This is a genomic window from Xanthomonas sp. NCPPB 4467 (genome assembly GCF_041475665.2).
GTDB lineage: Bacteria > Pseudomonadota > Gammaproteobacteria > Xanthomonadales > Xanthomonadaceae > Xanthomonas > Xanthomonas dyei.
In genome coordinates this window covers 4113125-4126483 of record NZ_CM191260.1, presented here as the reverse complement: position 1 = coordinate 4126483, position 13359 = coordinate 4113125, and the positions used below count along the sequence as shown (strand labels likewise).

At 66.4% G+C, this 13359-nt stretch carries 15 protein-coding genes and 2 other RNA genes; 6 read left to right on the top strand and 11 right to left on the bottom strand.

The features are described from left to right. Positions 1-41: 41 nt before the first annotated feature. The 3 genes from ssrS to ACCQ06_RS17975 all read right to left on the bottom strand — a co-directional run bounded on the left by ssrS (position 42) and on the right by ACCQ06_RS17975 (position 839). A non-coding RNA gene (ssrS, locus tag ACCQ06_RS17985) (6S RNA) lies at positions 42-225 on the bottom strand. Between the two features lie 96 nt (positions 226-321). Continuing rightward, a complete protein-coding gene (locus ACCQ06_RS17980) occupies positions 322-621 on the bottom strand; it encodes a cell division protein ZapA (protein WP_104616637.1) in 300 nt (99 codons plus the stop codon). Then, on the bottom strand, positions 618-839 hold the full coding sequence (locus tag ACCQ06_RS17975) for a TIGR02449 family protein (RefSeq protein ID WP_055850286.1): 222 nt from the start codon (positions 837-839) through the stop codon (positions 618-620). Before ACCQ06_RS17975 ends, ACCQ06_RS17980 begins: the two co-directional genes overlap by 4 nt. Before the next feature lie 235 nt (positions 840-1074). Between ACCQ06_RS17975 and ACCQ06_RS17970 the strand changes: the two genes are divergently transcribed. From ACCQ06_RS17970 to ACCQ06_RS17960, 3 genes are all read left to right on the top strand, one after another. After that, complete coding sequence (locus ACCQ06_RS17970) at positions 1075-1617, top strand: YecA/YgfB family protein (protein ID WP_316688538.1); 543 nt, start codon at positions 1075-1077, stop codon at positions 1615-1617. A 13-nt stretch (positions 1618-1630) separates the two neighbouring features. Then, complete coding sequence (locus ACCQ06_RS17965) at positions 1631-2962, top strand: aminopeptidase P N-terminal domain-containing protein (RefSeq protein WP_316688536.1); 1332 nt, start codon at positions 1631-1633, stop codon at positions 2960-2962. A gap of 210 nt (positions 2963-3172) precedes the next feature. Beyond that, a non-coding RNA gene (locus ACCQ06_RS17960) (sX9 sRNA) lies at positions 3173-3249 on the top strand. 99 nt (positions 3250-3348) lie between these two features. On the opposite strand, the gene ACCQ06_RS17955 is transcribed toward ACCQ06_RS17960, so the two are convergent. The 8 genes from ACCQ06_RS17955 to rph all read right to left on the bottom strand — a co-directional run bounded on the left by ACCQ06_RS17955 (position 3349) and on the right by rph (position 11005). Further along, a complete protein-coding gene (locus tag ACCQ06_RS17955) occupies positions 3349-3744 on the bottom strand; it encodes an XVIPCD domain-containing protein (protein WP_228324611.1) in 396 nt (131 codons plus the stop codon). A gap of 23 nt (positions 3745-3767) precedes the next feature. Continuing rightward, positions 3768-5093: a Xaa-Pro dipeptidase gene (gene pepQ / locus ACCQ06_RS17950; RefSeq protein ID WP_316688534.1), complete on the bottom strand. Its 1326-nt coding sequence runs from the start codon at positions 5091-5093 to the stop codon at positions 3768-3770. 60 nt (positions 5094-5153) lie between these two features. Beyond that, positions 5154-5501: a PilZ domain-containing protein gene (locus ACCQ06_RS17945; protein ID WP_104616633.1), complete on the bottom strand. Its 348-nt coding sequence runs from the start codon at positions 5499-5501 to the stop codon at positions 5154-5156. Further along, positions 5498-7924: a DUF1631 domain-containing protein gene (locus ACCQ06_RS17940; protein WP_316688531.1), complete on the bottom strand. Its 2427-nt coding sequence runs from the start codon at positions 7922-7924 to the stop codon at positions 5498-5500. The genes ACCQ06_RS17945 and ACCQ06_RS17940 overlap by 4 nt, the downstream gene beginning before the upstream one ends. Before the next feature lie 196 nt (positions 7925-8120). Beyond that, positions 8121-9278 carry a radical SAM family heme chaperone HemW gene (gene hemW / locus ACCQ06_RS17935; protein ID WP_104616631.1) on the bottom strand — a complete coding sequence of 386 codons (1158 nt, stop codon included), beginning with the start codon at positions 9276-9278 and terminating at the stop codon, positions 8121-8123. A 16-nt stretch (positions 9279-9294) separates the two neighbouring features. Continuing rightward, positions 9295-9894 carry an RdgB/HAM1 family non-canonical purine NTP pyrophosphatase gene (gene rdgB, locus ACCQ06_RS17930; RefSeq protein ID WP_228324608.1) on the bottom strand — a complete coding sequence of 200 codons (600 nt, stop codon included), beginning with the start codon at positions 9892-9894 and terminating at the stop codon, positions 9295-9297. Next, positions 9891-10283, bottom strand: coding sequence for a VOC family protein (locus tag ACCQ06_RS17925; RefSeq protein ID WP_316688527.1), 393 nt, complete (start codon positions 10281-10283; stop codon positions 9891-9893). The genes rdgB and ACCQ06_RS17925 overlap by 4 nt, the downstream gene beginning before the upstream one ends. Further along, positions 10280-11005: a ribonuclease PH gene (gene rph, locus ACCQ06_RS17920; protein ID WP_316688524.1), complete on the bottom strand. Its 726-nt coding sequence runs from the start codon at positions 11003-11005 to the stop codon at positions 10280-10282. The genes ACCQ06_RS17925 and rph overlap by 4 nt, the downstream gene beginning before the upstream one ends. 113 nt (positions 11006-11118) lie before the next feature. Here rph and ACCQ06_RS17915 point away from each other — a divergent pair, with 113 nt between their 5' ends. The 3 genes from ACCQ06_RS17915 to rpoZ all read left to right on the top strand — a co-directional run bounded on the left by ACCQ06_RS17915 (position 11119) and on the right by rpoZ (position 13311). Further along, positions 11119-11979, top strand: coding sequence for a YicC/YloC family endoribonuclease (locus tag ACCQ06_RS17915; protein WP_055848598.1), 861 nt, complete (start codon positions 11119-11121; stop codon positions 11977-11979). Between the two features lie 111 nt (positions 11980-12090). Next, complete coding sequence (gene gmk / locus ACCQ06_RS17910; RefSeq protein ID WP_055848600.1) at positions 12091-12702, top strand: guanylate kinase; 612 nt, start codon at positions 12091-12093, stop codon at positions 12700-12702. 309 nt (positions 12703-13011) lie between these two features. After that, positions 13012-13311: a DNA-directed RNA polymerase subunit omega gene (gene rpoZ, locus ACCQ06_RS17905; protein WP_002812428.1), complete on the top strand. Its 300-nt coding sequence runs from the start codon at positions 13012-13014 to the stop codon at positions 13309-13311. Positions 13312-13359: the final 48 nt, after the last annotated feature.

The following is a 13359-nucleotide window of genomic DNA, read 5'->3' as shown; positions in this document are numbered from 1 at the left end:
GCACAAAAAGAAACGACGCCCGAAGGCGCCGTTTCAGATTTGCATTCTCCGCCGTGACGATGCGGGCGAAACGACCTTGAACCCGGGGTTCAAGTGGGGACGTTGTGAGGCCATCGGGCTTCCCGCGACAAGGCGGACTTGCACTCCCGGCTTCGTCGCGCCCCCGTGGTCGTAATTAAGGGACAAGGCGAATGTTTTGCACGCTGTCGTTTACAGCAGAGAACGCAACTGAATTATAGACCTCTGCCGCGCGATGGCTAGCCCATTCGTCGGCGCGCGCCCTGCAAAGTTCATCTTTGCGACGGCAGTGCGACGTACGCCTCAACGCGGCGTGTCGGTAACGCTGTCCAGACGGCGATTCAAGGTGTCGAGCGTATTGGCCAGTTCGCGATCGTAGAGCGCCTGCTGATCGCGCAACTGCTGCAGCTCGTGCGCAAGATTGAGTGCGGCCAGTACCGCGACGCGGTCTACCGCCGCCATGCGGTTGCTGCCACGGATCTCGCGCATGCGCAGATCCAGCAGCCGCGCTGCGGCGGTGAGACTCTCGCGCTCGTCCGCAGTGACGCCAACCGTGTATTCACGATCCAGAATACGCACGCTGACCGGCTCGGTGGTGCTCACGTGTGCTGCTCCAATGACTTCAACCGCACGATCATCGCTTCCACCCGCGAGCGCGCCTGCTCGTTCTTGGTCAGCAGTTGCGAACGCTCGCCGATCAACTGTTCCTGTTGATGCCGCAGGCTGCGGTTTTCGTCGGTCAGCCGTTGAGTCCGCTCGACCAGCGCTTCCACGCGGGCGGCAAGTGCGCGGAGTTGGGCGAGGGCGGCAGCGTTGTCCATGCGCTCACGATAGGGGCGCGTGCGCGCGGCGGTCAAGCGCCGGACGACCGCTGGCTTGCGCGCCTTCAGGCCAGGCCCGCCAAGGCCTGGGGCCGGGTCGTGCCAGCCCGGCGCAGCGCGTCTGGAACGCTGCATGGAACCTCGCGGTAGCGGCCGACGCGGGGTGCCTTGATACACTGGGAAGTCTGATCGCCCGCCTGCGCGGGTGCCTTCTGCCCTTAGCCTGGATGACTCGATGGATCTGCCTGACGTAACCGCTGTGCAAACTGAAAGTCGTCAGCTCGCACTGGCGTCCTCTGCGGCGGAACTGCACGGCGGCTTATGCGGATGGCTGTCCGGCGGTGGCGCCGACAGCGGCGACTGGTTGGCGCGCGTCCTGGCCGACACCGCGCAGGTCGCGCCCAAGCAGGGGGGCGCACTGGACCAGATGCGCCAGGCCACGGTGGCGCAGCTGGAAGATCGCGATTTCGCCTTTGAGCTGCTGTTGGTCGAAGACGGCGCTCCACTGCCGGCACGCACCGACGCCTTGTTCGATTGGTGCCGCGCGTTTCTGGGCGGTTTCGGGTTGGCCGCGCAGCAGCGCCCGGCGCTGAGCGAAGAGGGCGAGGAAGCGTTGCAGGATCTGGCGCGTCTGGCGCAGGCCTCCAGCGACGACTTCGATGCCGGCGAAGAAGACGACACCGCGCTGGCCGAGATCGAAGAGTTCGTGCGCGTGGCAGTGCTGTTGCTGCATGGCGACTGCGTGATGGGGCCGCGTTTCCGTCAACGCCTGAACTGATCGCCGCACCGCCATGAAAAAGCTCACCGGGATCGGCGCAGCCGAATATGCGCGCCGGCGCAAGCAGCTCATGCAGATGGCCGGCGAGAAGGCCATCCTGATCCTGCCGGCTGCGCCGGAGCGCATCCGCAGCCACGACACCCATTACCCGTATCGGCAGGATTCGGACTTCTGGTATCTGAGCGGGTTTCCCGAGCCGGAGGCAGTGCTGGTGTTGGTGCCCGGGCGCAAGCATGGCGAGGCGATCCTGTTCTGCCGCGAGCGCGATGCCGAGCGCGAAGCTTGGGATGGTCCACGCGAGGGCCAGGAAGGGGCGGTGGAATGCTACGGCATGGACGATGCGTACCCAATCGACGACGTGGACGAGATCCTGCCGGGTCTGCTCGAGGGCCGCACCCGGGTCTATTACCACTTCGGGCGCGATGTCGATTTCGATCTCAAGTTGATCGGCTGGCTCAAGCGCGTGCGCGAGCAGGTGCGTCATGGCGCGCAGCCGCCGCACGAATTTCTGGAGCTTGGCCATCTGCTGCACGAGCAGCGCCTGTTCAAATCGCGCGACGAAATCGCCTTGATGCAGCAGGCCGCCGACATCAGCGTGCGTGCGCACCGTGCGGCGATGCGGCTGGCGCGCCCGGGCGTGCACGAGTACGAACTGCAGGCCGAGGTGGAGCGCGAATTTCGCGCTGCCGATGCATGGCCGGCGTACGGCAGCATCGTCGGCGCCGGCAGCAACGCGTGTGTGCTGCATTACCGCGCCAACAACGCGCGCAGCCGCGAGGGCGACCTGGTGCTGATCGATGCCGGTGCCGAATACCGCGGTTATGCGGCCGATATCACCCGTACCTTTCCGGTCAACGGCCGCTTCACGCCCGCGCAGCGTGCGCTGCACGCGCTGGTCGGCGCGGCGCAGGCGGCTGCGCTCGCACAGGCGCGTCCCGGCGTGGCGTACGAGGCCGGCCACGTGGCTGCGGTGGAAACCCTGACCGAGGGGCTGCTGCGCCTGGGCCTGCTCAAGGGCAAGTTGGAGCGCAACATTGCCGAGGAGCAGTACAAGCGGTTCTATCGGCACAAGACCGGGCATTGGCTGGGTCTGGATGTGCACGACGTCGGCGATTACCGCTTGGCCGGCGACTCGCGCCTGCTGGAGCCCGGCATGGTGTTCACCATCGAGCCTGGGCTGTACGTCTCCGCCGACGATACCAGCGTGGATGCCAAGTGGCGCGGCATCGGCATCCGCACCGAAGACAATGTGCTGATCACCGCCGATGGCCATCGCGTGCTCACCGATGCGCTTGCGCGCAGCGCCGATGAGATCGAAGCGGAGATGGCCGGCGTGCGCGTGTAGTTGCTGACAGGTCGATCGTCTGGATCGCCAGCCGCGTTGCCGTCAGTACTTTCACGCAGATGCTGGACGCTTGGCATTGCGATGCATCACCGCAAGCGACTGGTGGGCCGGCGTAACCGCACACGCAACTCAAGATGCGCGATGGACTTGGAGCAGCCAACAAGACGACTGTGCAGTAGCTATGCGGGCTTGGCTGGTGCTCGGTGCGGCATGTAGCGCTCGTGCACTTCGTTTCTGAGTGCGTCGTCCTCATCCACCTGACGATGACTCGCTACGTTGTGTGAGCCGATCTCAATGATTCGCGCCGAGCGTGCTTCCAACCAGCGCATGCGCCGTCGAGGTGACCTTGCCTGACGCGGCGTAAGCACGACGCGCCGGCAGTGTCACTAGCCCAGCTGCGGTGTCTGCGTGCGCTCTGGCTGTTGCAGTGCGTCGCCAGGTGCGGCGATCTGCCGCGCGCGCTCGAATGACTGTTCTTCGGGCGTGGCCAGTGCCTGCGCGGTTTTCATGTGCGCGCGCAGATGTGCCGGGTTGGCGGGGTCGCCCTGCACCACGAACACGTTTTCGCCGCCGTGCACGCCGGTCTTGTTCGCTTCGCTCATCAACACGTGATCCACGCGCGACAGCCCGCCTTCCTTGGCCAGCGGCAGCAAGGCGGCAGTGAGTCGCGCACTGGTCTGGTCTGGAGCGCGGCCGTGCGCGGCGTCGATCGCATGCACGCCGCGTTCGATCTGCTGGTACATCGGGTGGTCGGGGTGCGAGGTTTGGCGTGGATCGTTCATGGCGATGCTCCGTGCTGTGCTGATCAGGGTGCGGCAAACACCGGGCGGGTCAGGTTTTCCGGTGCGTCGTCGGTGCACACCACTTCGTCTTCGATGCGGATGCCGCCGTAGGGCTTGAACTGCTCCACGCGCTGCCAGTCGACGCTGGCGGCGTGGCCGTTCTGTTTGACCTCGTCCAGCAGCATGTCGATGAAATACACGCCTGGCTCGATGGTCACCACCATGCCCGGTTCCAGGACGCGGGTCAGGCGCAGGTACGGGTGGCCTGCCGGGCGTTCGATGCGGCCGCCGCGGTCGCTGGCGGCGAAGCCGGCCACATCGTGCACCTGCAGGCCGATCAGGTGGCCCAGGCCGTGCGGGAAGAACGCGGCGCTGACGCCGGTGGCCAGTGCGGCTTCGGCCGACACGGTGAGGATGCCGAAATCCTTGAGGATGCCCATCAGGGCCAGATGCGCGTCCACATGCAGTTGCTTGTAATCCACCCCGGCGCGCACGCTCTGGCCCATGCGCACCTGTGCGGCATCGACGGCGTCGATCAACGCCTGAAACTCGCTGCCGGGGTCGGCGGCATAGGTGCGGGTGATGTCGCTTGCGTAACCCTCTGCCGACGCGCCGGCGTCGATCAGAAAGCTGCGCAGCGGTTGCGGCGCGTGCTGGCCCAGTTCGGTGTAGTGCAGCACTGCGCCATGTTCGTTGAGCGCGATGATGTTGCCGTACGGCAGCGTGTTGGCGTCCTGGCCCACTGCTGCGCAGTAGGCCATATGGATGCCGAATTCGCTCTGGCCAGCGCGAAACGCCGCTTCGGCCGCGCGATGCCCACGCACCGCCAGTTGCTGGGCGATGCGCATCAGCGCCAGTTCGTACGGCGTCTTGAAGGCGCGCTGATAGTCCAGGTAATCGATGACCGGCTGCGGGTTGTTCGGCACGTAGGCGCCCAATGCGCTCTGCGCTTCACCGAGGATGGCGCAGCGTTCGCTGCGCGCGGGCAGCAGCGTCAACGCCTCGTCCGGAGTGCGGATGATGTGGATGTCGCAATGCTCCACCCACCAGCCGCTGGGGGCGTCGGGCACCACGTGCCAGTAGTCGAACGGTTGATAGAAGAGCACCGTCGGGCGCTGGCCCGGGGTGTAGATCAGCCAGCTGTTGGGAATGCGCGTCAGCGGCACCCAGGTCTTGAACTGCGGGTTGACCGCGAACGGGTAATCGCGGTCGTCGAACAGCTGGTAGTGCGTGGTGCCGCTGGGCACCACCAGGTGATCGAAGCCGCCGCGCTGCAATGCTTCATCGGCGCGCGCGCTGAGCGTGCGCAGGTGGTAGGAATACAGGCGGCTCATGGAAGGCTGGGTCATGCGGAACTCGGTCGGCGATGCAAGGCAGGCCACAAGTTTGCCGCAAAGCCTGTGAATCGGTCAGCCGATCATGTGTTCTTCGGCGATCCAGGCGCGCAGGCGCAGGCGATGCGGCTCGGACATGCTCAGGAAACGAAAGCCGGCCCAGGCCTGACCGGGCGCATGTGCGGCTTCGGACCACAGCAGATGCACGCCGACATCGATTTCGGTGGCGCGGCCGATGCGCTCGGGCAGGCTGAAACGCAGCTGATACAGCGCGTCGTCGTGCAACGGAACCGAGGCCAGCAGCAGCATGCCGGTTTCGGAGACATTGCCGACCCGGCCGATCTGCGCGTCGCTGAGCATGTCGACCACCGGCACCATGTCGCTGGGCTGGCGGCGCGGGGCGCGGCGGGTGTCCTGGATCATGCGGATGCCTCGGTGGGGGAGTGCCCGGCCAGGCTGCGTAGCGTGCGCACGGTGGCATGCCAGGCGCGATCGATCAGCCGCGATTTTTCTTCCACCAGCAAGCGTGCCTGGCCGCTGGCCATCAGCCGCGCCAGACCATCCAGCGATTGCTCGCCGAGCTTTTGTCCGCGCTGATTGACGAACAACGCGTTGCCGGTCATCGGGCTGTACCAGGACAGGCGCTGCCGGCGCAGGTCGCCTTGTTGATTGATCACGAATTCGAACCAGGTGCCGAAGGGCAGGCTGCGCAGCTGCATGTAGCAGGCGTCCTCGTCCGGCGTTCGCGGCGTGATGGCCGGCTTGCGCGCGGCGGTGTCGCCCTGGTCGCCCAGCCGCGCGCGCGCCTTGAGTTTGGCGGTGAGCTCGGTGCGCGAGGTCAGTTCATCGTCGCCACCGGGAGTGGACAGACGCCGCGCGATCGCAGCCGCTTCATCGTGGTGATAGCCGACCTGCAGCAACGCGGTTTCGACGTCGGTGCCCAGCGCAACGTCGGTCGGCAAGCCCTTGCTGCGGCAGGTGACTTCGGCGATGCGCGCTGTCAGGGCCTGGCGCTCGTCCCATTCGGGCGATTGTTCGCCTTGCCGCAGCAGGGTGAGCGTGAGCACGTCCGACCACGCCTGGCGCAGCAGCGATTGCACGAAGCGCGGCGGCGCGCTGTCTTCGCAGAGTTGCTCGATGCGCGCTTGCGCCTGCTGCTTGGCCGATTCCAGCCGTTCCTTGCCGCGTGCGGCATCCACGTGCCGGCGTTCGGCCACCTCGGCCTTGCGCGCCAGGTTGCGCAGATGGCTCTGGATGTCGTCGTTGGCGGCCGCAAACACCGCCTCGTCGCCCTGGTAGTCGTTGACGATCTTGTCGACCGCGCTGCCGAGCTTGTGCAACAGCTGCGGGTCGACGTCGTCGTCGCCCAGCCACACCGCGCCGGACTCGGCCACGGTATTGAGCAACTCGCGCACCGGGTGCTGGTCGCGCACGAAGAAGTGCGTGTCGGCCAACGCGGCGCGCACTACCGGCACCTGCAGCTTGGCGAGTAGGGCCTGCGCAGGCGTGTGCTCGCGCACTTCACGCTGCATCTGCGCGTAGAGCAGGCCGAGCAGGTCGAAGGTGTCGTTGTCCTGCGGCGATAGCGCGGCCTGTGTACCGTGCTCGGCGCGCAACAGCTCCAGCACCTGACGCTGTACCGCATCGATGCCGGCGGCCTGTGGGGTTGCCGCTGCTTGCGCACTCAGTGCGCCCTGCAGGCTGGCCAGCGCCTCGCCGAGCGCCGCCGTGGGGACGCTGACCGGGGCAGGGCCGGAGGGCTGCGCAGAGGACTGTACAGACGGTTGTGCAGCGGCGGCCTGCACCAGGCTGCCCGGCGTGCCGCCCTGATGCGCAGCAGCGCCGCCCGCGGCCTGCGCCTGGCGGGCCGAGGACATCAGGCCGCCCAGCGCATGTGCCACGTCGTCCAGTGCGGGTGAGGTCGATTGCGCGCTTGTCGATGCGGTGGGCGCAACCGCGGAAGTACCGTGCGCATCGAGTAGCGCGCTCTGCCATGCGGTTGGCGCGGATTGGCCTGCCCATGCGGTGGCCGGGCGCGCGCCGGGTTGCGCGGCGCCGGGCGTGCCAGAGGTTGCAGCGTTCCTGGGAGCGCCTGCGCTGTCCGGCAAGGTGCGACGTGTCTGCACCTGCGTGGGTCTGACCAGATACGGGTGGTAGATCAGCCCGGGCAGGATGCCTTCCTGCGCCAGGGTGACGTTGGCGCTTTCGTACAGGTCGCCCAGGCGATCCATCACCTGGTGCTCGAACACCTTGTACAACGCCAGCTGCCCATCCAGGTTGAGGCCCAGCAGCTGGCCGCACTCGCGCACGATCCGGCACAGCGCGTAGGGGCCAAGCGGCAAGGCGTCCAGCTCGAACTCCGGCACCGCGCCGATCACCGCCAGCCGCTGTGCCAGCAATTGCAGCGCATCGGCACGGCGTGCCGTTTCGCGGCGGGCGATCTCGCTGAGCACGATATCGCGGTCGATATCGGTGTCTTCCACCAGGGTCAGCATCTGCGGCTGGGCTGCGGTCTCGGCCGGCGGTGTCAGGCTGGGGCGATCGCGCAGCGTTGCCAGATCCTGCGCCAGATGCTGCAGGAACAGCTGCGGAAAGTGGTCGATGTGATCGCGCAGCCCACGCATCTGCGCGTAGGTATCGGCCTGGATCTGGCTGTTGCGCGCATGTTCGGCCCTGTGCAGCAGGGCGCGCTCCAGCTCGACGATGGTCAACCGCAGCGGGCCATTGAGCGCCTGCACGCAGTGCGCATGCAGCATGCCCAGCAGGCGACGGCCACGCGCGGACACGGGTGCCTCGGCGATCGGGCCGCTGAGTGTGGGCTGCAGGGAGGAAACGGGCGTGGACATCCGGGAGGGTGGGCTCGATGCGAAGCGTGAGCTATGTAGCATGTTTTCCCAGTGCCCAGCGACCCTATGGGGCGCCGGCAGTCGATGCGTCGCTGTCTGTGCGTGTGCGTCGGCAGGAGCGTGCGCCTTTAGCTGCAGCGTTGCCAGCTGTCGTATCAACGTGCTGCCGACAACGCCTGCATGGCGACGTGCGCGGTCAGCTCAGGAACAGTTCGACCACATCGTTGGTAAAGCGGCGGCCCAGTTCGGTGGGCACCACACGTCCGTGCTGCTCGATCAACCACCCCTGTGCCACCGCACGCGCCACCGGCGCAGCGATGGCCGCGGCAGCCAGACCGGTCGATGCCTCGAAATCGCTCAGGCGAAACCCTTCGTGCAGCCGCAACAGATTGAGCATGTATTCGAACGGCAAGCGCTCGCGCGGCACGACTTCATCGCCGCCGATCGACGCGGCGGTGCCGGCGCTGGCCAGGTAGGGTTGCGGGTGTTTGTGCTTCCAGCGACGCAGCACGTGCTGCTCGGCGCCGGAACTGATCTTGCCGTGCGCGCCGGCACCGATGCCCAGGTAATCGCCGAAGCGCCAGTAATTGAGGTTGTGCGCGCACTGTCGCCCGGGTTTGGCGTAGGCGCTGACTTCGTACTGCGCGTAGCCGGCGTCGGCGAGCAACGCTTGGCAATGTTCCTGGATATCCCAGGCAGCATCGTCGTCGGGAATGCCCTTGGGCGGACGCGCGAAGAACACCGTATTCGGTTCCAGCGTGAGCTGGTAGTGCGACATGTGCGTGGGCTGCAGCGCGAAGGCGCGCTCAAGATCGTGCTCGGCCTGCAGCAGCGTCTGCTCGGGCAACGCATACATCAGGTCGATGTTGAAATTGTCGTAGCCGGCATCCTGCGCCAGCTTGATCGCACGCTCGGCGTCGGCGCTGTCATGGATGCGGCCCAGCCGCTGCAATGCCACATCGTCGAAGGTCTGCACCCCGAAGCTCAGCCGGTTCACGCCGGCCGCGCGGTAGTGCTCGAAGCGGCCGTGTTCGGCCGTGCCCGGGTTGGTTTCCAGGGTGATTTCAAGGTTCGGTGCAAACCGCAGCCGCGCCGCTGCGGCCTGCAAAAAGCGGTCGATCGCCTCGGCCGGAAACAGGCTGGGCGTGCCGCCACCGAAGAACACCGAATGCACCACGCGTCCCCATACCAGCGGCAGATCCGCATCCAGGTCGCGGATCAATGCATCTACGTAGTCCTCGAACGGCAATACGCCCTTGGCCGCATGCGAGTTGAAATCGCAGTACGGGCATTTGCGCACGCACCAGGGCAGGTGCACGTAGAGCGAGAGCGGGGGCGGGATCAGGTCGGGCACTGCGTGAGGTCGTCCGTTACATCGCGAGCGCGTGCAGTTTGTGCTGCAGCGTGGCCAGCGCCACTGCGCGGTGGCTGAGGCGGTTCTTCAGCTCGCTGTCCATTTCCGCTGCGGTCAGGCCGTAGACGGGGTCCAGGAACACCGGGTTGTAACCAAAGCCGCCATCGCCGCGCGGTTGCGTGGTGATCACGCCTTCCCAGCTGCCTTCGGCGATCAACGGCTGCGGATCTTCCGGGTGACGCAGCAGCACGATCACCGCGTAGAAACGCGCGCTGCGGCGTTCGGCGGGCACATCGCGCATGGCATCGAGCAACTTTGCGTTGTTGGCCTGCGCATTGGTCGGGCTGCCGGCATAGCGCGCGCTGTACAAACCGGGCGCACCGCCAAGCGCATCGACGATCAGACCAGAATCATCGGCCAGCGCCGGCAGGCCGGTGACGGCGCTGGCATGACGTGCCTTGATCAGCGCGTTCTCGACGAAGGTCAGGCCGGTTTCCGGCACGTCTTCCACTCCGAGTTCGCCTTGCGCGACGATGCGCAGCGGCAGTGCGGCCAGCATCGCGCGCAGTTCTTCCAGCTTGCCGGCGTTGCCGCTGGCCAGGACCAGTTGTTTCATTGCTTGGGCTCCAGCAAATCCCACTTGGTGCCGTACAGATCGCGGAACACCACGACCGTGCCGTACGGTTCTTCGCGCGGGGTTTCCAGAAATTCAACGCCAAACACCTGCATCGCCGCGTGGTCGCGCCAGAAGTCGTCGGTGTAGAGAAAATGATCCACCCGCCCACCGGTCTGGTCGCCGATGCGCGCCTGCTGCGTGGCGTCGGCCGGCTGCGCAAGCAGCAAGCCGGCGTCCTGCGCGCTGCCCGGGCCGATCACCACCCAGCGTTTGCCGTCGCCCAGCGCGCGATCTTCCAGCACCTGGAAGCCCAGCGCGCCGGTGTACCAGGCAATGGCCGCATCGTAATCGGCGACCAGCAGCGTGGTCAGGGCAATGCGCCGGCTCATCCGGCCAGCGCAGCGCGTTGCAGTGCGAACAGTTCGCCCATGCCCTTCTCGGCCAGGGCGAGCAGCGCATTGAGTTCTTCGCGGCGGAACGCGTGACCTTCGGCGGTGCCCTGCAGCTCGATGAAGCCGCCGCCATCGTTCATCACCACATTCATGTCGGTGTCGCAGTCGCTGTCTTCCGGGTAATCCAGATCCAGCACCGGCTCGCCGCGATAGATGCCCACCGACACCGCAGCGACGGCGCCGATCAACGGATGCTTCTTGATGTCGCCGCGCTTGAGCAGCAGGTTCACCGAATCGACCAGCGCCACGTAGGCGCCGGTGATCGCAGCGGTACGGGTGCCGCCGTCGGCCTGCAGCACGTCGCAGTCCAGGGTGATGGTGCGTTCGCCCAGTGCGTTGCGATCCACGCAGGCGCGCAAGGCGCGGCCGATCAGGCGCTGGATTTCCAGCGTGCGCCCGCCCTGCTTGCCGCGTGCGGCTTCGCGGTCGGAGCGTGTGTGGGTGGAGCGCGGCAACATGCCGTATTCGGCGGTGACCCAGCCTTCGCCCTTGCCGCGCAGGAAGTTCGGCACGCGGTTTTCCACGCTGGCGGTGCACAGCACGCGGGTGTCGCCGAAGCTCACCAGCACCGAGCCTTCGGCATGGCGGGTGAAGGAGCGTTCGATGCGCACCGGGCGCAGCTGATCGGCCATGCGGCCGCTGGGACGGGAAAAGGTCATGCGATGAGTCCGGAAGTCGGGAGGTGGGTCTTGGCGCCAATGCACGGCGGGCAGCAGCCGGCCGGTGTGGGCGGCTAGGGTACCATTCGCGCTTTGACGGCACGGGATTGACGATGATCCGAAGCATGACCGCGTTTGCTGGCGGCGAACGCATCACGCCCTGGGGCACGCTTGGTTGCGAGCTGCGCTCGGTCAACCACCGCTTTCTGGAAGTGGGCGTGCGCCTGCCCGAAGAACTGCGTGCGCTGGAGCCGCTGCTGCGCGAACGCGTGGCAGCCAAGAACAGCCGCGGCAAGCTGGACCTGACGCTGCGCTTGCGCGCGCCGGACAACGCACAGACGCTGGCGGTCAACGAATCGCTGCTGCAGGAACTGGGTGCGCTGGCCACGCGGCTGGACGGGCTGTTTCCCAAGTTGCAGGTGGGCTTTACCGATCTGCTGCAGCTGCCCGGCGTGTTGCAGGTACAGGACGTGGATGCGCCCGCGCTGCAGGCCCAGGCGCTGGCCTTGCTCGACGAAGTGGTCGACAGTTTTGTGGTTGCGCGCGAGCGCGAAGGCGGCAAGCTGGCCGAGGCGATCAGCGAGCGTGTGGATGCGATCGAACGCATCGCCGCCGAGGTGCGCGTTTTGATCCCGGCGATCCGCGAGGGACAGCGCGCCAAGCTGGCGGCACGCCTGGCCGATCTGCCGCATCCGGTGGACCCGGGCCGCGCCGAGCAGGAACTGGTGCTGTGGCTGCAGAAGCTCGATGTGGACGAGGAGCTGGACCGTCTGTCCAGCCACATTTCCGAAATCCGCCGCGTGCTCAAGCAGCGCGAACCGGTCGGCCGCCGGCTGGACTTTCTGCTGCAGGAGTTCAACCGCGAAGCCAATACGCTTGGCTCCAAGTCGGTGGACAGCCGCACCTCCAACGCCGCGGTGGATCTGAAGGTGCTGATCGATCAGATTCGCGAGCAGGTGCAGAACATCGAATAGCCGTGAATAGGCAATCGGGAATGGGGAATCGTCAAAGCAGGTACGATTCCCCACGGCCTGCTTGCTCCGCGCGGTGCCCCATTCCCTATTCTCGACTCCCTATTCCCTAAAATGCGCGGCACCCTCTATATCGTTGCGGCCCCCTCGGGCGCCGGCAAGAGCAGCATCGTCAACGCCACGTTGGCGCGCGACCCGAAGATCGCGTTGTCGATCTCGTTCACCTCGCGCGCGCCGCGGCCGGGCGAGCGGCATGCCGAGCACTACCATTTCGTCTCGGCCGACGAGTTCCAGGGCATGATCGAAGCGGGCGACTTTTTCGAATATGCGCGGGTGCATGGCGACTGGAAGGGCACCGCGCGGCAGTCGGTGGAGCCGCAGTTGGCCGCCGGCCACGATGTGCTGCTGGAGATCGATTGGCAGGGCGCACGCCAGGTCCGCCAGAAAGTGCCCGATGCGGTGAGCGTGTTCATCCTGCCGCCGTCGCGCCAGGCGCTGGACGAGCGCATGCGCAAGCGCGGGCAGGACAGCGAAGACGTGATGGCGCAGCGGCTGGCCGCCGCACGCGAAGAAATGCTGCATTTCGAAGAGTTCGATTACGTGATCATCAACGAGACCTTCGACACCGCGGTCTCGGAGATGTGCGCCATCTTCACTGCCAGCCGGCTGCGTCGGCAGGCCCAGCAGCAGCGGCATGCCGGCTTGATCCAGGCATTGCTGGACTGAGCCCGCCGGGTGGGCGCTTGCACGCGTGTGATGCACGCTGCCCGCAGCGGTTGCTCTGACGCCATAACGCGGCAGGTCGACGACCGGCATGCGTGCAGGTGTGGATGACCTGGGATGGCGGCTGAGCGGCCGGATCTGCAGGGGTGTTCTGCGCACCGGGGCGCTGGTGTGGGGTGGTCGATGTGGTCCAAGTGGCTGATTCCAAAGCAAACTGAATGGCCGCCGGTTGCCCGCCCAGCGACGTCGGCGTACACTCCGCCCCCTTTCCCTCATTCGATGCGCGGCCGTTGCTGGTCGCCGGGAGCCCGCATGGCCCGCATTACCGTAGAAGATTGCCTGGAAGTCGTGAACAACCGTTTCGAGCTGGTCATGATGGCCTCCAAGCGCGCCCGTCAGCTCGCCAACGGCGTGCAGCCGTTGATCGAAAACGCAGACGCCAGCGACAAGCCCACCGTGATGGCGCTGCGCGAGATCGCTGCCCGCCGGATCGACAACGCGCTGATCGATGAAGTCGAGAAGGCCGAACGCGAGCGTGCCGAGCGCGAAGCGCTGGAATGGGCCGCCGCCGAAGTGGTCGCCGACGAAGACATGTCCAAGAACGACGACTGATCGTCAGCCGCCACTACGGTGGCCGACGATGACGATGTCCAGACAGCC